Consider the following 24,002-nt stretch of genomic DNA (forward strand, 5'->3'; position numbering starts at 1 on the left):
TTACTGACTGGTCGCGAAAAGCCCGATGCCGGTACTATTAGCGTGGGGCCAACCGTAGAAATTGCTTACGTTGATCAGCAGCACGAATCTTTAGATCCTAATAAATCGGTATTCGAAATCATTACGGGGGGTACCGAAACCATGTTGCTGGCCAACCGGCAAATAAATTCCCGCGCTTACGTGAGCAAATTTAATTTTGGCGGTTCCGACCAGGAGAAAAAAGTAGGTGTTTTATCGGGGGGCGAACGCAACCGCGTACACCTGGCCATGACCCTGAAACAAGGGGCCAACTTATTATTGCTCGATGAGCCTACCAACGACCTGGATGTAAACGCCATCCGGGCACTGGAAGATGCTTTAGACAATTTTGCGGGTTGTGCTGTGGTTATTTCCCACGACCGCTGGTTTTTAGATAGAATTGCTACGCACATTCTGGCGTTTGAAGGCGAATCGCAGGTGGTGTGGTTCGAAGGCAACTTCTCAGATTACGAAGAGGCCAAACGCAAGCGTCTCGGCGATGTAGAACCCAAACGCATCCGCTACAAAAAACTGGTTTAAGTAATAGAAAATACAAAGGCAGCTCAGCGGGCTGCCTTTTTTTATGATCCAAAGCTTTACGTAGATCTCTTTTTCGTTGCTCTTTTTTATCAGATAAAAATATTTTGCCAGTAAAAATTAAATATTTAGGCCAAGCATAGCCCTTAAAATTAGTTAAACCGGGCTAGCAGCTTTCTTTTAACAAATAAGAGGGTGTAGGGTAGTAAATATTTGGGGTGGAGGGTAAGAAAGCCAAGCAGCACTATTAAAAATGAAGATTTTAAATGAATCAGCTAAAGTGCTTTTTAATCTGTAATTACTACGGTAGTAAGTTTAGATATTTTGCAAATATTTAAAATAATAAAATTTTTTGCACAGGGGTTAAACTTATTCGGGTACGCACAATCTAAACACCACCACCAGTTCTTCAGGTGTTACATTTACAATTCATGAAATTAAAACCGTTACTATTCATTTTGTGCGTAACCTTTAGTTTGCCGGCCTTTGCCCAAACTTTTCCCGTGAGCGGCAAGGTTATAGACGCCAAAGATAATTCTGCATTACCGGGGGCTTCTGTTACGCTTATTCACTTGCCCGATTCCGTTAAAGTGGGTGCCATTACCGATAATAGCGGGGTATTTTCTTTCCCGGCCAAGCCCGGACAATATTTAGTAAAAGCTACTTTTCTGGGGTTTCAGCCATTGCAAAGGCGGTTAACCGTTGCCGATAAGCCAGTAGCGCTGGGCAATTTGGCTTTAGAGGTAAATGCTACAACTTTAAAAGAAGTACAAATAACCGAGAAGGTGCCTGTAGCGGTGCAAAAAGGCGACACGACCGAATTTAATGCCAAAGCCATGAAAGTAAACGCCGATGCCAATTCTGACGAGTTGGTAGAAAAAGTGCCCGGCGTGGTAATTCAGGACGGCAAAGTAACTGCCCGTGGCCAGGATGTTAAAAAGGTACGGGTAGATGGCCGCGAGTTTTTTGGCGACGATGCCATGGCCACGCTTAAAAATTTACCGGCCGATGTAGTAGATAAAATTCAGTTGGTAGAAGAACAATCCGAGCAGTCGCGCTTATCTGGTATAGACGATGGTAACCGCAACATGACCATGAATATTGTTACCCGTTCGGATCGGCGCAATGGGGTATTTGGCCGGATAATGGCCGGGGCCGGTACCGATGAACGCTACCAGGCGGGTGGTACCGTTAATATTTTTAAACCAACCCGCCGGGTAACTTTATTGGGTGGTACCAACAATATAAATCAGCAAGGTTTTGGTATGGAGGATTTCCTGGGGGGCGGCTTTGGCGGTGGTCGTGGCAACCGGGGTGGCAGTGGTTTTGGCGGGAGCGGTATAACCACTACCCACAATGCCGGTATAAATTATTCAGAAGAGTGGGGCAAGAAAATTACTTTAAGTGCATCTTATTTTGGTAACTACACCGATAATATTGGGTACACCAGCTCGTATCTAAACTATTTTCAACCAGAATTAGAAAAGAAAAGCGAGGCATTTGAAACCGAGGAATATGGACGAAGCAATACCAATCACCGGCTGAATGCCCGTTTTGAATATAAAATAGATTCGGCTAATACTTTATTTGTTCAGCCCCGGTTAAGTTTTCAGTTAAACAATGGCTTTTCTAATGCTTCAGATTCTATAAATTATTTAACCAGCCCGGTTAGTAGATCAGATAATTACTCCAGCAATGATTTAGTAGGCTATAACCTGGGTACCGAAGTTATTTACCGGCACCAATTCGCCAAGCGGGGGCGGAGTGCTTCGGTGGGCGTAAACTTGTCGGCAAATGAAAACAACAGCGATACCTATACTACGCTGGATGGCGAAACGTATAACTTTAGAACAGGAGAGGTAACTTTTATAGATACCGACCGCTTTATGGATCGGGAAAGCAATGGCTTTAATGTGGGTACCAGCTTGTCTTATGTTGAGCCTCTTACCAAAACCAGCAATATCAGCCTAAATTATAATTACAATGTCAACCAAAACGATTCAGATACCCGGACTTATGATTATTCAGAAGCCGATCAGGATTATACTTCTTTAAATCGCTCCGTTTCTAATACATTTAATAACAACAGTTTTTCGCACCAGGTGGGTTTAGGTTATAATTACTTTAACGCTAAAGTAAATTTTAATGCCCGGGCCTCCTACCAGTATTCAGAGCTAGATAATCAACGCTTATATCCTGCCGAGCGGCAGATGACCAGGGCGTTTGTTCGGTTTATTCCTTATGCCAGTTTTCAGTACCGGTTTACCCGGTCTAAGAACCTGCGTATTTACTACAATGGCAATACCCAAAATCCAGGGCTGGATCAATTACAAGATGTACTGGATAAAACCAACCCTTTGGCCTTACGGATTGGCAACCCTAACCTAGACCAGTCTTATCAGAATTTCCTGAACTTACGTTACACTGCCGCTAACACTGAAAAATCAACAACGTTTGTGGCCAACATAAGTGCTTCGCTTACGCAAGACCAAATTGTGAATAACCGGTTTGTAAATAACACCAACGATACTATTTTCACCATCGATAATTTTTTTGCCGATACGCTTATTAACCGGGCTTCGCTTTCGCGGGCCGAAAACCTGAACGGCAATTATAGTCTGCGTTCTTTTGTAAGCTATAGCCTGCCTTTAAAGTTTATTAAGTCAAATCTTAATTTCGATCTTTTTGCTAATATTAACCGTACGCCGGGCATTACCACCCCGATTAATGTAGGGGAGCCTATCCGATCAATTAATACTTTCTCGTATTCTCAGAATTATGGGGCCGGTGTTACCTTATCGAGTAATATTAGCCAGAATTTAGACTTTAATATTTCTACCCGGGGTAATTACAGTTATGCCTACAATACTTTAAGTTCGAGCCAGAAAAACACGTATTACAACCAATTTAGTCGCATTCGTTTTAACTGGGTAATTTATAAAGGCATTGTCTTTAACACCGATTTTACCCACCGCCTGAATACCTCGGTGGTACAGGGAGTCAGCGATATAAATTATTTGATGTGGAATATGAGCATTGGCAAAAAGCTGTTTAAAAAGCAGAACGCCGATATTCGGTTATCGGTTTACGATGCTTTGCGCCAAAACCAGGGCTTCCAGCAGAATGTAAATAATAATTATTTGCAGGAAACCCAAAGCGTTGTGTTACAACGTTATTATATGCTCACATTTACGTACAACATCCGCAAGTTTGGTAACGGCAGCAGCAATGCGCCAGATGGCATGGACCGGGAAAGACGCTTTGGCCCAGGCCGGGAAGGCGGTCCCGGGCGGGGTGAAGGTGGTGGCGGCTGGAATGGCGGTGGCGGTGAACGGATGCGCGGCGGCAATGGATTTTAACCCAATTAATATTTGATAAAGTTTAATAAAAAAGGCAGCTCCTACAGCTGCCTTTTTTATTCTAAAAGTTTGATTTATAATTAGGGTTCTGCAGTTACAAGCGGCTGCATATACTAATATTAACGCGGGTTGCACGTTGGTTAAAAGTAACCGGTTTACTAAGCCCATTTAAGGTTAATGGTATTTGGAGATAAACTAAGCTTTTTTCGCTTCGGTTTTGTGTACCAGGTAGCTGGTAAGTTTTTCCCATTGTAGTTTTTGGAAACCGGCCCAGCCGCCACTGGAAATTAACGTATTCAAGGCTGCCCGGTCGCCAGATTCTTCGCCGTGGTTGTTAGGTGTTTCGTTTTTGCCAATTTCACTGGCTAAAAGGCTGGTGCCGCGGCGCTCTACCCGAAAGGTACTGCTGGCTTCTTTGCTAAAAAAATGCTTTACCTGGTCCGGGTGGTTTGTTTCGCTGGCCGGGGCCGGGCTGGGGTGTACGGTAAATTCGGCCAGGTTTTCTTCGTTGCGGATATCGGCTATTTGTACCCAGTTTTCTACGGCTATGCCGGGCAAAATAATTTTTACAAAATAGCCAACTTCGGGCAGTTGGTTATTCTTTTTTTTGCCTTGGTTATCGTGCAGTTCAAACGTAGAATTAATTCCCGGCAAGTCCGACCATTTATTTACCCAGAATAGTTTTTGTTTGCTACGGGCAAAAGCTTCTGCTGCTTCGGCTTCGGTGGCATATGTATTTTCCTGGGCAAAGTACTTGTCTTTAGAATCTTCGCCCTGCAGCACTTCTACTTCTTTCTTTACTTTATTAAAAATATCCTTCAACGACATGGCTTTTCTGGTTTTAGTAACGCTTTGGGTACGCAGTAATAAGTTAAATGTTCAGTACCAGTCTGGCTAAATATTAAGCCCAATTTTAGATAGCTAATATTTTAATAAAAAGCGTTTTAAGTAATATTTTACGGGTGCCAATATTTTCCTGAAGGCTGTATTTAAATGAAGGCCGCTAACGTAAATAATTTGGCGTACTTTGTTCGTTTCCAATATTCAAAACAATGTATTTGTTTTACGGTATACAGAGCGGTGGCCCCGGTTATAATACCTGGTTGTCTGTTCTGGTAAGCCAATATTTATTTAATCTCTTGTCTTAAACCGATTTAATTTGATAAAGCGAGATTATGATGCCGTAGTAGTAGGAAGTGGGCCTAACGGATTAGCAGCGGCCATTACCTTACAAAAAGCCGGACTTTCGGTTTTGCTTTTGGAGGCTAAAAATACCATTGGCGGTGGGCTACGCACCGCCGAACTAACTTTACCCGGTTTTTACCACGATATCTGTTCCGCTATTCATCCGCTGGCCGCTGAATCGCCTTTTTTTAAAACGCTGCCTTTACAGGATTTTGGCTTAGAATATATTTATCCGCCCGTTGCGGCAGCGCATCCTTTTGATAATGGCACGGCGGCCATACTGCATAAATCGCTTACCAGTACCGCCGAATTATTGGGTGCAGATGCGCAGGCGTATATAAATTTAATGCGGCCGCTGGTAAATGACTGGCCTGCGCTGGCACCGGCTCTTTTGGGGCCTTTACGTTTACCGGCAAACCCGTTCGCAATGGCTAAATTTGGCTTGCAGGCTTTGCAACCGGCTACCTTACTGGCTAATCTTCGGTTTAAAACCACGGCTGCCCGAGGCTTGTGGGCCGGTATGGCGGCCCACGCGCAATTACCTTTATCTTTTGCAACAACCTCGGCTATTGGGTTGGTGTTAATGGCCACGGGGCACATACGGGGGTGGCCTTTACCCAAAGGGGGTTCCCAAGCCATTGCCCAGGCTTTAGCAAGTTATTTTATTTCTTTAGGCGGAGAAATTGAAACCGATTTTTACGTTAAAAACTTAGAACAATTACCTTCTGCCCGTGCCGTGCTCCTGGACGTTACGCCCCGGCAACTGTTACAAATAGCGGGGCACAAATTCTCTTCGGTTTATAAGTGGCAATTGCAGCGTTACCGATACGGAATGGGCGTTTTTAAGGTAGACTGGGCTTTATCTGAACCGATACCTTTTACTGCACCGGCCTGCCGGGAGGCCGGTACTGTGCATTTGGGCAATACCTTAGAAGAAATTGCCGCATCTGAAAGGCAAACCTGGCGAGGAAAGCACCCAGCGCAGCCCTTTGTGTTGCTGGCGCAGCAAAGCTTATTCGATAGTTCCCGGGCACCGGCCGGCCGGCATACCGCTTGGGCTTATTGCCACGTGCCGCACGGCTCCGAAACCGACATGACCACGGTTATTGAAAAACAGGTAGAGCGCTTTGCCCCAGGTTTCCGCGACCTGATACTTGGCCGCCACACAATGAATACGGCCCAAATGCAGGCATATAACCCTAATTATATTGGTGGCGATATTAATGGCGGTGCTATAGATATTAGTCAGCTTTTTACCCGGCCGGCTTTGCGCTTTTCACCGTATAAAACATCGGCTAAGGGCATTTATATTTGTTCTTCGGCCACACCACCCGGCGGTGGGGTACACGGTATGTGCGGCTACCATGCTGCCCGCCGCGCATTAAAAGATGTTTTTAATCGCCAGCCCACCCCACAGTTATAATATTCAGAAAACTAAAGGCTAATTTCCCGGCTACCATGCTGTATGGTTAGCCTGGCGGGAGTAAGAATTTTTGACTAAGACTAGTCGGTACAATCAGAAAAGAAAATATTAAGCAAAAAAAATCCTGCCTCCGAAGATGCAGGATTTTTACTTTTAATTATCCGTAATAAAAATTAATCCCGGATTAAACGCGTGTTGTAATAGGTATTGCCCTGGGCTACTTTCAGGATATACATGCCTTTACTGGCTACGGCCAAAGCCTGGTTTAAATAAGCGGTAATGGTTTGTACATTGCCGTTGGCAGCAACCACCAATTGCCCTTGCGCATTCCAGAGGGTTAAGGTTAAATCAGAAGCATTGTAGACTGCACTGTCTTTAAAAATTAAGGTAACCGGTCCGTTAGATGGGTTAGGTGCAATTTGTACTGCAGCGCTGCCAATTCCTTTTACTTCCGGATTGGTTTCGTCCAGAATGGTTAAGCTAAAGCCAGAGATAGTACCTATAGCTAAGCCAGAACTGGTAGCAGTAAGGGCAAAATTTATCAGTTTATCGGCTTCTTTTTTAGTGCTGCTATTTAGTACTACCACAAACGAAACCGTAGTGGCCCCGGCAGGAATGTCTAGCGTTAGCGCACCGTTTACTGCGGCGGGTTGCGTGGCGTAGCTGCCGGCCGTGGTGCCGTAAACAGCCCCATGACTATTGGTTAAGCTAATGGTAACCGATTGTTTAACTACCGGGGCCTGATCTAAAGTTAAAGTAACCTTGTAAGAACCGGCATTTTCGGAGATAGAGGCAAACTGCGTAGTAAAATTCAGTTCTGAGACATCATTATCAGTAACACTTACCCCAAAGGTGTTCTGGCTGCCAATGGCTAATTTAGAACTAACGGCACTAAGCAAAAAGTTTGCCTCCTCGGTAGGTTCTACTACTTTATCGTCCTGAATAACAATGTTAAAAGTAGCTGTAGTTGCACCAGCTGGCACAGTAACCGCAATATGTTGGTTTACCAAATCGGGGTTAGTAGTATAATCGGCGGTTGCGCCATACTGCAAGCTGGCGCCAACCTGGGCTTGTAACGTTATGATTTGTTCGCTTACGGTGGGCTGATCTAATTGTAAGGTAACGGTATAAGTTCCGGCACTTTCGGAGAGTTGTACGGTAGGCGCGCTAAAAGAAACTACAGATTGATCATCGTCCTGAATAGTTAAAGTAAAGGTACTATTGGTGGCGTAGCCCAAGCTACCGGTAACATTTGTAACGGTAAAGGTTAAGGTTTCGTCGAGCTCTACCTGGGTATCGTTCAGAATATTAATGGGCAAAGTAGCTGAAGTAGCACCCGCCGGTACCGTAACAGTGTAATCAGATACGGTATAATCGGTAGGCGTAAGGCCGGTTCCTGGTTGCAGCGCCAAGGTAATATTTTGGGCTGTAGTGCTGGGGCTCGATAATTTCAGGTTTAGGTTGTACGTGCCGGCATTTTCGGTTACAGTACCGGTAGTGTTGGCAAAGCTGATATTGGGCGTTAGCACAAAGCGGGTACTTACCGGCATGTGGTCGGAGGTGGTACTGGCGTAGTCGGGAATTAAATCAAACGGAATAATTACTTTGGCAGAGTTGGGTACATAATCCGGGAATAATTCGTCTGAAATAATTACGTGGTCAATTACATTGTCAAAAGTAATGTAGGTGCGCAAGCCGGCATCGCTTAAATCTTTGGTAACTGCCCGGTAATTGGCGGCATCGTCTACAAATATTTTGTAGGTAGAGGCAGTAGTGGGCACATTGGCTACGGTAAAATCTACATCGTCGTTAAAATCGCCCAGCATCATAATATTGGCTTCGGGGTAATACAAATCCAGCGAATCTTTTAAAACTTTTAAATCGCTGATGCGTCGGTCGTAGGCACTTTGGGCATCGGCCGGCGAATTATTTTCGTTCGCTTTGGCGTGAATAGCGATAAAGTGTATGCGTTTTTTAACGCCGGCTACCATAGCGTCGGCCACAAACAGGTAAGGCAAACGGCCGCTTGCCCAAAAATTGCTGGGATTGGCCGGACTTTGCAGTAAACCCCGGGTAGTTATTGAGTCGAGGGCGCTGGTTTTGTAAATAAACCCGACACGTTGGGAATTGTCGCTGGCCGGTGCCGACACATACGGCGACAAGAAACCGCGGTAACCCGGCAGTTGTTTTACCAGTTCCTGAAAAGCAGCAGCATTGGCAATTTCTTCTACGCAGTATAATTCGGCATCTTGTGCCAATATTATTTTTTTCGCGTTTTCCAGTTGTTGGGCTTCATTGGCCGGGCCTAAACCGGTGTTGCCAAACCATTCAATATTCCAGGTTACCACATCTAACGTAGCGGCTTTGTTTAAGGTAGTGGCCGTTAAATATCCTCTTTGTAAATTAAAATCGGTGCTCGAGAACTTAATTGGGCCAGCATAAGCGGCCGGGGCGGCCGTTGGGTTAATGAACCGTACGTAAATGGTATTGTAGTCAAAAGCTTGTGCGGGGGTGTAAGTAAGTGCGGTGGCAAAGGTTTGGTTATCTTTTGATATTTGAAAACCTGCCGGTGCCGTAACGGTTAAATCGCTTTTTAGATCCAAGGCATAAAATTTAAAGGATTTAGCGGCGGTAGGCGATTGGCCGGTAACATAACCAAAATCAAAATTGCTGATGGCATCTAGCGATGATACAAAGAAAGTTGGCGTAACTGGTTCGGTGGCGGCGTTGGTAATAGCTACATCATCCAGGGTCCAGCGCGAAGCAGAAGTTGTAGTAGAGGTATACACAAAGGCAATGTAAACGGCCGGTGCTTTAAACTTGGTTAAATTAATGTTCTCCGATAAGGTCCAGACGTCAGAATTAAGGTTCGGGAAAAGACCGTTTATTTCTTTCCAGGTAGCGTTAGCCGGATTGCCCGAACCACTGTAATCGGTAGAAATCATTAATTTTAAAGACTCACCGGCAAAGCGGGTACGCGACCAGAAAGATAAAGTTGGGTAAGTAAAACCGCTGGATAAATCGTAGGCCGGCGAAATAAGCCAATCTTCGTTTTGTTTATTACCGGCATTAAACCCATTCATTTGCACAGCATTGCCGGTGCGGCCAAAAGTGGTACAGGCCCAGAATTCGGTATCGCCGCTAGTGCTGTATTGAAGCCAGCCCCCTGGTAAATTTATTTCGCAGCGGTTAAAGTTTTGGGCGTAAGGGTTGGGTACTGCGGTGGTAAAGGTCCAGGCACCGGCAGGTATACCGGCAAATATATTGCCGGCCAGGTCTTCAAAAACGCCGGCAGCAATTGTTACTTCGTAGCTTTTGCCAGGCAACAGATTAGCCGCGATACTCGCCCGGTTGCTGTTGAGGGTAACCGCACTCAGGGATATTTGCTGTACTGTATTATCGGCAATATTTTTTACGGTTATCTGACCGGTACCCAGTTCCACAATTTCCGAAAAGGTGATTACCAGGTTTTCTTCGTGGTCGGCCAAAAGTTCGCCGGTTTGGGGCAACAACGGATTGGTAGCAGCCAAAACCGGTGCCGTAAGGTCGATAGCGGCGCGGGGGGTTAACGAAAAATCATCCAGCGCATACATGCCGTCGCTGCCGGTGTCGTCGTTGTCGGTCCATTTAATCCAGAGGGTTTCGCCTGTGCGCCAGCCAATATTGGTAATGGTGCCGGTAATAGCGGCCCGGTTATCGTTACCAATTACAGCGGCGGCGGCAGTGCTACTGGTTAATATTTCATTTAAATCCAGGCTGCTGAGTTTGGTCCAGGTGCCGGTAGTTAATGAAGTGGCATTTAAACTGTATTCAAAAGTTATTACTTCGTTTAAGGTTTCATTGGAGCCGGAGCGCCATTGTTCCAGAAAGCCATTAATATCTACCGCCGTAATAGTTTTGCCGGTATTGTTGGTAAAGAAAGCCCCAAAGGCCGGTACGGTAGAGCCGGAAGCCAAGGTGCCCAAAGCCCGGTCGGTACTGCCGGTGGAGCCCACATTGTAAACCGCGCCGGAGCTGCCGCTGCCATTATTTGTAGTGGGGCTTAATTCCTGACCTAAAGTGCCGGAGCCACCTGCCCTTACTGCCAGCCAGTTGGTTGGTAAGGCCGTAGTGCCGGTAACCGTACCCATGCCGTCGAAGTTTTGGGTATAGGCTACATCTAAAGCGGTAAGGGAGGTACCCTTATCGGACACCGGGGCCGGGGCAACAGTAAAATTCCAGGTGGTGTTATCGGTAAAACCTACATAAGCGTTGCCAGCTACATCAGTTATGGCACCAGCCGGAATTTGCACGGCATAGGTGTTTCCATGGTTTAAAGTAGCACCGCTTAACGTAACGGCGGTCCCGTTAAAATTTACGGCGCTAGGGTTGGTAACTGCTAAAACCTGGCTGGTGCCATTGGTTAAATTATTTAAAACAATATTGCCGGTACCGGCTTTTACCGGCTCGTTAAAAACTACGGTTAAATTGGTATTTTGTGCCACGCCAGTCGCGTTATCGGCGGGCGTAAATGGGTTTAAGGTTGCTAAAGCGGGTGGCGTATTGTCTACAGGAGTAGGGTCGGGGTTGCCCGAAGCCGATGTTACAGAAGCCCAGGTAGTCCCCACCTGTATGCCATCGAGGGTTAAAGTGGCCGCACTGGTAGTCGAACCCTGGCGCAAAGCTACACTGCCAATATTTGTGGCATCGGTACCGCCAACTGCACCAGTAATTGTCGCTTCGGTTGGTTCGGAGCTTCCAATAACCGGATTGATAAATAATTCGACAATATCATCAGTAGAACTGCTGGTATTAAAGGTGTATTTTAGAACTACCAGGTGCGTAATGTTTAGCGCATAATTAGTGGGACCATATACCGCCGCTGGCGAAGAACCTTTGGATAGGCCAAACTGCACCCCACCGGCAGCACTCTTTACAAACACCCGCCCAAAAAAACTGGAACCGATGGTGCCAGGTCCTAAATGGAAAAAATAATCGCCGGTGGTTTGGGCAGCGCTAATATTTACTAAAAACGAAGTGTAAACCGTGCCCGTGTTGTAAGTAGTACCTATACTGCGGTTTACATCCTGTCCGGATGGAGATAAACTGGCGGCTAAGCCTTTGTTAGATGCAACCGAACCGGAATAAATTAAACCGGCATCGGCCACTTTAACGGTTGGAGTGGTATTATTACCAGTTATTAGCCAGCCATTATTAGTTAAATCGGTACCGGCCAGGTAATCGAAATTTTCGGTAAGCGAGACTTGGGCGTGGGTTGTTTGGCTTAAGCCAATCAGCAGCGTTGCCGCCAAACAAGCCTTACGCAATAGAAGTAGTCTTTTGTTCATTTGTTTAAATAAAGTAAAGTTTAAGGTTTGGAGGTAAATGCGTTCAGGGTAATTGGTAACTAACCAGTTCTGTGGTGGGGATAAAATAGGAGTTACGCTTCTTATATAAAGATTATAATAAATATTCTAAATAAGACAAAAATAACCTTTTTATTTTAGAGGGAGGTTAAGGAAATATTAAGTTACGCAGGTATAACTATCTTTTCTGATTAATGTTTAAAAGCCCGGTTGTGGGCGGTAGTGGTTTGCTCCTGACTGGGTTAAAGGAGCAGAGTAGGAAAGTTGGTGTTGCGGAGGTACATAAAAAATAAGCACCCCAGCAAAAGCCAGGGTGCTTATAAAAGAAAACAGGAAATTAAAGATTGGTAATTATTTTTTAATCAGGCGTACCGTTTTTACTTCAGTGCCGGCTTGTAATTGTAAAAAGTAAACGCCAGCTTGCTGTTCCGTTAAATCAACCGTATCATTATTGGTTAAGGCAGTCAGTTTTTTTACAGTTCTACCGGTAGCATCCAGTACGGTAGCATCCGTAATATTATCTACGCCGGTTAAGGTAAAGATACCGGTGCTGGGGTTAGGGTAAGCTTTTACCGCTAGGCCACCCGCTAAAGAATTTACCGCTACTATTTTAGAATAAGAAACGGTGCCGTCAAAATCGGTTTGTTTCAGGCGGTAGTAAGTTAAGCGAGCCGGAGCAGACGCATGGCTGTAGCTGTAATCTAATTTCCGGCTGCTGTTGCCAGCACCTTTTATCTGGGCTACTTTTGTAAAGCTTTTACCGTCCTGACTTTGCTCAATGGTAAAATAATCGTTGTTTTTCTCCATAGCCGTGCTCCACTTTAATTCTACTGGGCCATTTACCCGGGTAGCTTTAAAGCTTAGCAATTCTACCGGTAAGGTGGTTAAGCCTTGGTGATCGTTGTTTATAATACCAAACAACCGGAACGAAGTAATATTGCTTTGGCTTACCTGCAGCATGTTGCTGTTGTTTACCACTGGCAATGGTTTGCCATTTGGGGCCGTAGACCAGCTATCTATATATTGGGCAAATACGGCTTTATCTAATGAAAAGGCAGGCATCCAGTCGTATTTATCGGAAGAGAATTGTAAAGAAACCTGCGCATCAGAACCACCTTTTACGCCTTCTTCAATTACCCAGGTCCGGCTAATACCGTCTTCTACCGGTGGTTCTACCCCAATGTTATTTGTGCCATACAAATCGAACAAGCCACCTTGTACACGTACTTTAAAAATATCGGCAGTGCTAGCAGTGGTTAGTTTTATTTTAACTGGGTTGTACGAGTGGTTTCCTACCGGAAAGAAAACTTCGGTATTATTGTTATTAACCAGCATTTGTAAAGTGCCTAAGCCATTGGTTACTACATAACCGTTGGCACCCGCATTAATTTGGCCGGCTGCCCCCATCTGCAAGTCGGCGTTACCTAATTGCAGACGGTTGGTGTTTTGCAGGTCTAAAGTGCCGTTTACCACAATGCCGGTTTCTAATTTAACCTGAGCAGCTTCTTTAGCGATGATTAAATTACGAAAGGTTAAACCCGCGGCACCTGAGTTAGTAATAGTTTGTTCGTTGGCACCGGCAAATACAGCATGGTTTAGAGCGTAAGCAGTGGCGCTGTTTGTAGCCAGGTTGCCGTGTAGTATCAAGGTGCCGCCCAGTACAGAACCGCCATTTAAGTTTGTATTGCCAGTTACAGTTAAGCTAGCCGTACCCAGATTTAAGTTGCCAGATTGTACGGTTAAGTTTTTGAGGGTGGTATTAGCACTTAGTTCGGGCATAAAAGGGGCGGCCACAATAACAGCGTTGTCTTTATTACCCGGAACTGCTTTACCCGACCAGTTATTGGCATTAAACCAATCGGCGCTTTCGGTACCGGTCCAGGTGTAATCGCCGTATATTTTTACGGTTTTAGAAGTACTTACTATGCAAGTACCATTCCCATTATTTACAACCAATGTAATGGTTTTTTCGCCGGGTGTACTCCAAATTACTACCGGGTTCTCAGAATTAGCGTTACTACCAGCGGCAAAACTCGCGTTGGGCGCAAAAGACCATTCAAATTTAGCATTAGCTGAGGCTTGGCCGGCAAAAGAATAAACCGCAGGCTCGCCGGTATATACATCGGAACCGGGGAAAGTTATAGCCGCCGACGGAACTACAATAGTAATATATTTTGTAGAAGTACTGGTTGGATCAGCATTACTCACGCCAAAGGCTACCCGGTATTCCTGGCCATGGGTATAGTTCGTTACCACCAACTTGGTAGTAGTTACCCTTTGACCGTTCTCTGAGGTTGAGGAGGTATTACCAGCAGGAATTGAAATATCAGCCCAAGTACCATTTTGCAATTTTTGCTGCCATTGTACTAATAAATCTTTTTTGGGGTGCTCGGCAGTAGCTACCAGGGTAACGTTAGCAGTGCCTTCACAAACCACTGTTTCTGCTGGGAGTGTTGTTTGGGCTAGTGCCACATTGGTTGTACCGGCTATTATAAGCAACAGCAACAAACAAATAGTAAAGTTTTTGGTAAAAGTTAAGTTTTTATAAGACTTAAGTAAAATTGTAATCATGTTAAAGCTTTATTAAATATTAGGGTTTTTAATTAGGGTTAGGTTGGTATAGGTCGGGTATTACTTATTTTCTGCGGGAAGCAGTAATATATAGTGGCGTTTGCAGCGATAAAATATAAACCGGAATATTTTGCTGCCGGGTCACGGGCTTTTTACTTTCTGGGGCATCTGGTTCATGCGTTAATAAACCGGGAGCCTTTGTTTCTGCTTTCATTTTAGCTATAATTTTTTGGATACCGTATTCTTATAATCTAAAAGAATGCCAAATTTTGAATATATGGTAAAATATATGTTTATAGCTCTTTTTACAAATTTTTTTGTATAGTATTAAGAAATATAATTCCACTATTTAGATTAATAATCCAGATTATGGAAATGAAGAGAACCTGTGCAATCAATTATTTAATTTTTATTATTGCAAGTTACTAATTAGTAAATAATCAAAATAAAATAAGAAAAAACGAGTAGGACCTGAACGGGATATTATTTTAAATAATTTAGTCTAATTGAATAAAATTGCCCCGGTAAGAAGGCTGCAACTTAGTGCATTTAAAATTAGCCGGTGTATAAATTAGCCGGTAAATAATTAAGTAAAAGAAAGTAGTACGTATTAAGATGGCTACTTTCTTTTACTTAACTGAAGGCTATTCTTTTAGTAAGCGTAAGGTTTTAACTTCGGTAGCAGTAGTTAAGCGCAAAAAGTATAGACCGTTCTTTTGATCAGTTAAATCAATCTGGTGGTCTTGGTTTAAATTGCTCAACTTCTTAACGGTGCGGCCAGTGGCATCAGCTATTTGGGCATCAATAATCTGGTCGGTGCTTTGCAGGTTAAACTTACCAGACCCCGGATTAGGGTAAACACTTATAACCGGAGTTAAATTTTTATTTTCTACCGCTACTATTTTAGAATAAGATACGGTGCCATCTAAATCGGTTTGCTTCAGGCGGTAATAGGTTAAACTGCTGGTTACATTTTTATGAACGTAATTGTAATGTAATTTTTGGGTGCTATTGCCGGCGCCTTTTACCTGGGCTACTTCCTTAAATAGTTGGCCATCTTGGCTCTGCTCAATGGTAAAGAAGTCGTTATCTTTTTCCGTGGCCGTACTCCAGGCTAGTTGTACCCCATTTTTAGTAGCCGAGCCTGTAAAGCTTAATAATTCTACGGGTAATACTACCGGATTGGTAATGCCGCAGTTTAATAAATCAAAAGGTCCGTAGTTGATGCGGTACTCCTTGGCGGGATCAAAAATAGTAAAGCCACCTACCACAATCCGCACGCTCAAGCTGGCCTGGTTATCAAAATCGGTTGTGTTAAGGGTGTAAGTAAACCGAGCTTCATTGTTATTAAAAGAGCCGGCCCTAAAATTATAAATTACTTTACCTGGCTGACCGGGGGCGTAGTTCCAGGTGTTAGGATTAGACGTGCCGGGGAATTGCAGAAGTGGCAATGTGAAGAAGCTATAGCTGCTTGTGGCATTTTTAATCGGACCTAAGGTCGAAAATTCTACTTGACGTATAGATGATAGGCCGGAGCAATCAAAAGACAATAAAAAAGTGATGGTGGTAGTACCATCGGCGTTATCAATCCGCGACTCTGGTGCCGGTACCATCGATATACAATCGGTGTAATTGGCACTGGTAGGATACTTTCGGCAACCAATATCAGCTGATTGGGAGAAGCCTGGTAAGTAGGTTAATAAAATTGTACTAAGAACAAGAATGGTGTGTAGAGTTTTTTTCATGTAGGGCAAGCTTTAGGGTTAATAGGAGAACAATTGGTTTTAGTTAATTTCCCGGTTAAAATTTATACGGGCTATTTTCTATTAAAATATTACCAAATCTATTAGATAAAATTTATCAAGCAAATAATTTTTTATATTATTCTAATATTGATAAAAACATAGTAAAAAAATCCTAAATATGTTTATATTTAATATATTTAATATTCTATATTTAATAATGGTTTAATATCTATTCAAGTAGGAAAATGAATTTGCTGTTGCAATTATTTAAATGGGGATTTATGAGAAAAGTATAAACTAAAATTCTGGGTTGTAGGATTTATTTAATATGTAGTAAATAGGTGTTGTGTATTAGGTTAAGCTTATACCCCTGGTATTTAGTTGCTGCTATAGGAAAACATTAAAGTATGTTAAAACTGAGAAACTGGAATAAAATATTGTTTTAAGCCTTATTCCATTAAGGAATTAAGCAAACACTTACCCTTAGCTGCCGCCATTGCAGAGGAATTTAATCAGTTAATTGCCGATTAGATTCCTCCGGCAGGAGGGAATGGATGGTTTAGAAAAAATTTAAACACACTCTTAAAACTAACTAACAGAAGTAGCAGGTTTAAAATCTGTCGGGTTTGAGCCAGGGCAGAGGCAGTTTACTATTGGTAGGGTTAAAAATAAAATCGAGGATATTGAAAAGAGAGGAAATAAAGTTAAGTAGAAGAAAAATGGGCGGGGCAAGCCGCTGGGACTGGTTTTAAAGGATAAAAAAGGTTTTCGTATGCCCTATAAAAAAAGAAAGTGCACCCGTACCAGGTGCACTTTCTGTAAAGGAAAGCTAATTTATTTTTTAATTAAACGTAAGGTTTTAACTTCTTTACCGGTAGTAAGGCGCAGGAAGTAAATGCCCGCCCGCTGATCGGTTAAATCAAAAGAGTTGTCTTCGTTTAAAGTATTCAGGGTTTTAACTACCCGGCCGGTTGCGTCTAGTACACTGGCTTCTTCCAGGTTTTCTATGCCACCTAGTACAAAGCGTCCGGTGCTTGGGTTAGGAGAAGCGCTTACAACTGCCACGGCGCCTTTACCATCTACCGCTACCATTTTAGAGTAAGATACCGTACCGTCGAAGTCAGTTTGTTTCAGGCGGTAATAAACCAAACGGCTAGGCGCGTTTCTGTGCAAATAGCTGTAATCTAGTTTATGAATGCTGTTACCAGCACCTTTTACTTTGGCTACTTCGGTAAATACATAGCCATCGGCGCTTTGCTCTACGGTAAAATAATCGTTGTTTTTCTCAGTAGCAGTAGCCCAGGTTACGTTTACCTGACTATTTACGCGGGTAGCTTTAAAGCTAAGTAACTCTACTGGAAGAGGTGTATTACCACGGGTAATATCACCTATGCTAAAAACACCTAAATTAACAAGCCCTGTACCGGTTATTTGGCGAGTAGTAGCAAATTCTTGACGATTATTACCTGAATTTAAAATATCTAGCCAATCTGAACCAGTAAAGTAGTTTAAAAAACTTTCATTAAAAAGGAAAGGGGCTGTTTCATCTCTTAGGAAAGGGTTACTGATATTGGTCTTAGACCACAGTAGACTCAAATTAATATTAGAACCACCTAATATTGCTTCTTCTACTACCCAAGAACGATTTACTACTCCTTGGTTTACTCTAGTACCAGTTGGTTCATATGTTTCACTATTGTAGTTTTCAAAATAACCGTCTAAAACCCTTACACTCAATAAGTCCGAAGTTCCATTTTGTACTATGGTAGCCGGAGTGTAACTAGGCGGGTTGTTGATAGCGTCACCTATAGAAGTTCCTATTGGAAAAACAACTGTGCTGCCAGTTGGAACATATTGTTGCAAAGAGCCTGTGCCATTAGTGAAGATCAAGCCGCTAGAACGACTAATCTGACCGGCTTTCATATTTCCATCTTCCATAATATCGGCTACAATTAAATCAGATTCGTTTAGCAAAAGGTTTGTAGCATTTAATGTCAGCTTATTCCTTACGGAAGTGCCACCAAATAAAACTTTATAAGTTGTAGGTGATGAACTTGATACATCTAAATCATAGTAATTAGCCTCTGAAATATATTGTGGGACAGTGCCACCATACTTTACAGTAGTATTTTCTGCAACTAAATCGATATCAATTTGGGGTGCACCAGCAACAAAATTATTGGGGTTATTGTTGTTAGGGTTATTGATATATAAAGCAGACTTACTCGCTAAATCAATAGTTGCATTAAAAGTAGCACTGGGAGCTATAGTCAAGGAAAAGTTACCGGTTCCATTGCCCAGTATAACTTTAGAACCAGAACCACTCACAGTCCAAGTTTGATTATTGCCTAAAGTTGGGGTTTGGGTATTAGGACGATTCCCAGGACGAGTATCTTGTGGTACATCAATATAAAATAGTTGAAAATCGTCAGTAAAATTGCTCGGTGAATTACCAAATTTATCTTCCCAATTACTAGTCTCTCTAAGGTCATTACTGTTTTTACCATTACTATTTACATAATGGTACTCTGTGAAGGCACTAGAGCCCGGGTTAGCGGTAATAGCTACATTGTCTAAACCAATGGCGTTATAGCCTTTGTTTTTAGTATTCATAGCATCTTCGAACCGGATAATAATTTCCTGGCCGGCTGCTAAGTTAATACCGGTAATATCTAAAGAATAAGTACCTCTGTCGCCAGTGGGTCTTGCGCCGGGCCTGCCTTTAGAAGGAGTTTTTAATTTGCTGTTAACAACTTGCCAACCAGCAGAAGTATGCAATTGGCCATTTACAGTAGAGGCAATATCAGTGGTCTTATAAGATATACCAAACCGTTCGCTATTGCCCGGATTGTTATAGTATTGTACCAAATCGAACTTAACGTTTATGGTGTTTACAGAGCGGCCGGTATTATTTTTTAGGCGCAAGCCATAAACGTATTTGCCGGTAGCTACCGAAGATATACCTCCCAAGCTACGATCTGGCGAATTGCCATCACCAAAACTTAAGAGGTCGTTGTTGAAGCTACTACCGTTACCTGGTACAAGAAAATTAAAGGTTCTAGCATCTTGTTGTACGTACCAGCCAGGTAAAGTCTGATTGTTGGTCCAGAATTGGTTCCCTGAGTTAGTAAGGGAATTAAAATTCTGTTCATAGGGAGTGTTGTTCAGATTAACCTGGGCCGATGTAACTAAGGGCAATAAAGCCAACACAAGAAGCGCCAGATACTGGCTTAAAACCGAAGAGAATCTCTTCGCTAAAAGTTGGGAGGTTTGGTAAGAGTATTTCATTTAAACAATAATTAGTTTCCTTTTGCTCTGCTACAATCTAAAAAGATGCCAAAATACTTAAATTGGGCTATATAGCTTTAAAATTAAAGTTTTGCACGTTTTAAACTGCATTTGTTTCCCAAAAGTAGAAATAAATTCTAAAATTTGGAATTGTTTTGGAAATGTTAAATAAAAATATTTAATATTCCTATTTTAAAATATAATGCTAGATTTACTTTATATAGAAATTAATTATTTTGATAAGCTTTAAACTAGAAAATATTGAATAAATTATATCTAAACCGGGACTTTTTCGCAAAAAATGTAAACTGTGTTTAAACCAGATAAACTATAATTCGATAGCTTATGCTGCTGCTTTTTTGTTGTACCTCTGTAACGGAATTTGTTTATTTGAGTTGCTGAATTAAGATAAGTAGTTACCAAAAAAAGATTCGGTAACGACGTTCACTATAATTGTTGAAAGTACCCCAATTATAAATATAGTTAACCGGCTATTGTAAAATAAACGTTGCTTTGCAGAAAGGTTCTGGGTTAAAGGCTAATAGAACGGTTAAAAAAGGGCGCTTGTAAAGAATGGAATTTTGCCGGGAGGCTTTTGGCGACATTAAAAAATAAATTTGACAGAAATAAAGTTGCCCCAAATAATATCTGTTAAAACAAAAATCCCTTTCCAAATTTTGGAAAGGGATGCCCAATACAGATATAATAAAATATTTAGTAATTTATGTGCAGTTCCTGGTCTTGCACCATCTTGTAAATGGTAGATTTGCCAATATCCAGTTTGCGGGCGGTAACCATAATATTGCCTTTGTTTTTGTTCAGGAAATGCTGAATAATGCGTTTGGTGTAATCTTTTAGGGTTAACTCCTGTACCAATAAATTTTCCATCGATTCGGCCGTGTTCAGGGTAATATCGTACCGCTGAATTACATCATTATCCGACATAACAACGGCCAATTCTATAATGGCGCGTAATTCCCGCACGTTGCCGGGGAACGGGTAAGAAAGTAATAACTGTTGGGCCTCGGCCGATAAACTTTTTTTCCGGTATTGGTTATCGGCACAAAACGCCTGAATAAAATGGTTGGCCAACAAAATAATATCCTGGTCTCTGTCGCGCAAAGGCGGCAGCGTAATGGGTAAACCCAGTAAACGGTAATACAAGTCTTCTCTAAACTTACCTTTTTTTACTTCTTCGAGTAAATTTTTATGCGTGGCTACAATAATCCGTACATCCATGGCAATGGTGCCCGTGCCGCCCAAACGGGTAATTTCCCGCTCCTGCAGTACCCGCAATAGTTTGGCTTGTAAATCAAAGTCCAGTTCGGCTATCTCGTCCAGGAAAATAGTGCCGCCGTTGGCTTCTTCAAACTTACCAATGCGCCGGGCCATAGCGCCGGTAAAGGTGCCTTTTTCATGACCAAACAATTCACTTTCCATTAATTGGGTAGGTATGGCTGCCACGTTTACCACCACGTAGGGTTTCTGGCGCCGGGCACTGTGGTTATGGATGGCCTTAGCTACCAATTCTTTGCCCGTACCGGTTTCGCCCGAAATAGATACGGTTATGTTTGAGCGGGCTGCCTTTTCAATGAGCGAGTAAGTTCGTTTAATAGGGTCACTTTCGCCAATCAAAGATTTACTCAGGTCAAAGCCCAAATCTACTTCCGGTTTTTGTACCGGCGACTTTCTGATATTTATTATCGAGGCCCATACTTTTTCTTTTGCTTCCTGGTTCTTGATAATATAATCGTAAGCACCCATTTTTAGTAAATCTACAGCAGTTTGCACATTCTCTTCTTCTGAGGTAATAATTACCTGAATTTCGGGGTGCTTACTTTTAATGGTTTGCAGCAGCGAAACGGCTTTTCTTTGCGGTAAGCCATAATCTGCAATCACTACTGCCGGGCTTTCTGGTAGGGCCGAAATACAGGCCTGCGCCGAAAACATCCGTTTAATCCGGTAATCCGGGTTCATCGACAGTTGATGCTCCAGGATCTTGCTAAACCGGACATCTTCGGCCACAATAAAAATTCTGAATTCCTGACTCATATATAAATAGGTATATTCTGTTTCAATAGTATCGGTATTTTGGGTATAATCTTTTTCGGGTACTAAAATAGAAATAAAAAAATAAATTAAAAAAGATATTGCTCCATATTGTAGAAATAAATTCCATAAAAAAGATAATCTTTATTAAATTACAGTTTTACTTAAATTAATATAGTGGTTTTAAAGTATAACTTGGTTCTTGTGCCATTATCGGTAATTATGTTTGTTTTTGGGTTGTTATGGCCGTTTTTGCTCAGGTAAGCCAAAGCATAGCTTGCATTAGGTTAATGTTTGTTTGGGCTATAGAATTAAAGTTGGTTTGTAAAATTATATTATTTGTATTGTAATTGGCTATTATAAGTATTTGTATTTTTTAAATATTTATAATAAGGTTTGCTGGGTAGGATAAGAGCTGTATTCAGAGAAATAAATATGGCTACATCCCCGGAGTTTAGATAGAGCGGTAAATGAACAAGGATATAAGCCTGGTATGTATTTAAGGGGCATTACGTATTTACCGAAGCTTAAAATGGAACAGAACCAGAGAAAATTGGCCTTGATTTTAAATCGCAATAGGCGCGCAGCCGAAGGTTTTATGCTAAAAAATGGGTTAAGCGCTTAATTAAGCATCTGTTTACCAACTAAAAAAAATCAACTTTTTTAATCTATTTCCTAACCGAATTAGAAAACCATACGTATTTCACACAAATAAAAAAAACTTATGCCAATTGGGTAAAACAAAGGAGTGTAATTAAGGTTTAAATTTTTTATTATGGGGAGCGAGGATATGAAAGAGATGGAAGTGGGTTACCTGTATTACAGTCTGTACTCTTATCGCAGAAAGATTGAAGCAGATATTAAAAAGATAATTCGGGCAAATAACAGCCAGGATACTAACGGTAGTAGAGCGTTGGCTCCAAATGAAGCTACCAACGAAAAGCTTTACCATTTAACGCATAAGCTACGCAACATCAGTATGATTATTTCAAAGCTGATTTCGTTGAATAAAGTTTATAAATAAGAATTAGCATACTCAAATTCGTGCAAGCTCCTGCGGGCCCTTTTCCGGTCAGGCAGGAGCTTGTTTTTTATTTGGTCAGAACCGATCAGGGTGTCCGGTTCTGGACAGTTTGCACGTGGGTTTTTATGGATAAATTGCTGTAAAACAATAATTTAATTATTGGCATGTGCTTGGCAATGGTAAGTAACAAATATTTAAATTGTTGCTGCCATGGATCGCGAGTTATCCGATGCTACTAAAAGAAAGAGTAAACGCAAAACTTATAAATTTATAGGCCTGGCGGTTGTTTTGCTGGCGGTAAGTTTAACAGGTTTGCGTTTAGTGCTACGGCCAACGCTTCAGAAAGACGAAGTAATTACCGCCATGGCTAGTGTTGGCCCCATTGAAGCGACCATTACCGCAGCCGGCGTAATTGTACCGGAAACCGAAGAAATTATTTCCAGCCCTATTTCGGCCCGCATTCAGAAAGTTCTGCGCCAGCCGGGGCAAAAAATTTCTGCCGGCGAATCAGTCCTGCAACTCGACAAAGAGTCTACCTTAACACAATACAACAAGCTAAAAGACGAGCAGCAGTTAAAGCAAAATAAAGCTTCTAAACTTAAAATTGAACTGCAAAAAGACCTGAACGATTTACAGGCGCAATATAAAATAAAGCAAATGCGGGTAAAGAGCCTCGAATCGGTAGTGGCCGACGAGCGTTACCTATTAAAAATAGGTGGCGGCACGCCCGAAAATACCCGCCAGGCCGAGCTAAACTTGCAAGTAGCTAAACTAGAATTAAAGCTGCTGGCCGATCAGATTCAGAACAAGCGAGTAGCCATGCAGGCCGACCTGAAAGATTTAGGTTTTGAACTGGATATGCAAGCCCGCGACATCCAGGAACTACAGCGCACCATTAACCAGGCCGAAGTTTCGGCGGGCAAAGCCGGCGTGGTAACCTGGGTAAACGCCGAAATTGGTGCTAATGTAAACCAGGGCGAAATATTAGCCCGTATAGCCGACCTGAGTAGTTTTAAAGTAAAGGCCAGCATTGCCGATGCTTATGCCGACCAGTTACGCCCCGGCGGCCCGGCCTTAGTACGCATAAACACCACCGACTTGCGCGGCACTATTGCCAACATTGAGCCCACCGTAACCAACGGTATTGTTACCTTTTTTGTGCAACTCCAGGAGAAAAACCATGCTTTACTGCGGCCCAGTTTGCGGGTAGAGGTATATCCGGTTACTTCTTTTAAAGACAAGGTAGTTCGGGTTAAAAACGGTCCTTTTTACAACGGCGCGCACAACCAACTGCTTTTTGTGGTGCAAGGGAATAAAGCCGTGCGGCGTACGGTACAAATTGGCGAGAGTAATTTTGATTACGTGGAACTGAAAGATCAGGTAGCGGCCGGCGAAGAAGTCATCATCTCCGACATGAAAGAATATAGCCATCTGTCCGAAATAAACCTGAAGAACTAA

The 24,002-nt window shown here is 42.6% G+C and carries 12 protein-coding genes; 5 read left to right on the forward strand and 7 right to left on the reverse strand.

Translation table 11 applies throughout. The features are described 5' to 3' along the window. Together ACO1R6_RS03240 and ACO1R6_RS03245 are read left to right on the forward strand one after the other, a co-directional pair. Nucleotides 1-558: ATP-binding cassette domain-containing protein (locus ACO1R6_RS03240; RefSeq protein ID WP_486262138.1), on the forward strand; the 558-nt coding region annotated here is incomplete at its 5' end. A 428-nt stretch (nt 559-986) separates the two neighbouring features. Further along, nucleotides 987-3,914 carry an outer membrane beta-barrel protein gene (locus ACO1R6_RS03245; protein WP_486262139.1) on the forward strand — a complete coding sequence of 976 codons (2,928 nt, stop codon included), beginning with the start codon at nt 987-989 and terminating at the stop codon, nt 3,912-3,914. 195 nt (nt 3,915-4,109) lie between these two features. Here ACO1R6_RS03245 and ACO1R6_RS03250 read toward each other — a convergent pair whose 3' ends face one another. Then, entirely contained in the window at nt 4,110-4,742 is a 633-nt protein-coding gene (locus ACO1R6_RS03250) for a hypothetical protein (protein ID WP_486262141.1), read from the reverse strand. A gap of 331 nt (nt 4,743-5,073) precedes the next feature. On the opposite strand from ACO1R6_RS03250, the gene ACO1R6_RS03255 reads away from it, so the two are divergent. Further along, the gene (locus ACO1R6_RS03255) at nt 5,074-6,522 is read left to right on the forward strand and encodes a phytoene desaturase family protein (RefSeq protein WP_486262142.1); all 1,449 of its coding nucleotides are present in this window, start codon (nt 5,074-5,076) and stop codon (nt 6,520-6,522) included. A gap of 173 nt (nt 6,523-6,695) precedes the next feature. On the opposite strand, the gene ACO1R6_RS03260 is transcribed toward ACO1R6_RS03255, so the two are convergent. From ACO1R6_RS03260 to ACO1R6_RS03285, 6 genes are all read right to left on the reverse strand, one after another. After that, on the reverse strand, nt 6,696-11,849 hold the full coding sequence (locus ACO1R6_RS03260; RefSeq protein ID WP_486262144.1) for an Ig-like domain-containing protein: 5,154 nt from the start codon (nt 11,847-11,849) through the stop codon (nt 6,696-6,698). A 369-nt stretch (nt 11,850-12,218) separates the two neighbouring features. Beyond that, complete coding sequence (locus tag ACO1R6_RS03265; RefSeq protein ID WP_486262145.1) at nt 12,219-14,438, reverse strand: T9SS type A sorting domain-containing protein; 2,220 nt, start codon at nt 14,436-14,438, stop codon at nt 12,219-12,221. Nucleotides 14,439-14,502: 64 nt separating this feature from the next. After that, entirely contained in the window at nt 14,503-14,652 is a 150-nt protein-coding gene (locus ACO1R6_RS03270) for a hypothetical protein (RefSeq protein WP_486262147.1), read from the reverse strand. A gap of 430 nt (nt 14,653-15,082) precedes the next feature. Beyond that, entirely contained in the window at nt 15,083-16,183 is a 1,101-nt protein-coding gene (locus ACO1R6_RS03275; RefSeq protein ID WP_486262148.1) for a T9SS type A sorting domain-containing protein, read from the reverse strand. An 834-nt stretch (nt 16,184-17,017) separates the two neighbouring features. Beyond that, nucleotides 17,018-19,471, reverse strand: a complete 2,454-nt coding sequence (locus ACO1R6_RS03280; protein WP_486262149.1) for a T9SS type A sorting domain-containing protein — start codon at nt 19,469-19,471, stop codon at nt 17,018-17,020. 714 nt (nt 19,472-20,185) lie between these two features. After that, nucleotides 20,186-21,523, reverse strand: coding sequence for a sigma-54-dependent transcriptional regulator (locus ACO1R6_RS03285; protein WP_486262151.1), 1,338 nt, complete (start codon nt 21,521-21,523; stop codon nt 20,186-20,188). A 772-nt stretch (nt 21,524-22,295) separates the two neighbouring features. Here ACO1R6_RS03285 and ACO1R6_RS03290 point away from each other — a divergent pair. Together ACO1R6_RS03290 and ACO1R6_RS03295 are read left to right on the forward strand one after the other, a co-directional pair. Beyond that, nucleotides 22,296-22,544 (forward strand): hypothetical protein, encoded by a 249-nt coding sequence (locus ACO1R6_RS03290; protein ID WP_486262153.1) that lies wholly within the window; start codon nt 22,296-22,298, stop codon nt 22,542-22,544. A 210-nt stretch (nt 22,545-22,754) separates the two neighbouring features. After that, nucleotides 22,755-24,002, forward strand: a complete 1,248-nt coding sequence (locus ACO1R6_RS03295; protein ID WP_486262155.1) for an efflux RND transporter periplasmic adaptor subunit — start codon at nt 22,755-22,757, stop codon at nt 24,000-24,002.

The organism is Adhaeribacter sp., from assembly GCF_057359045.1.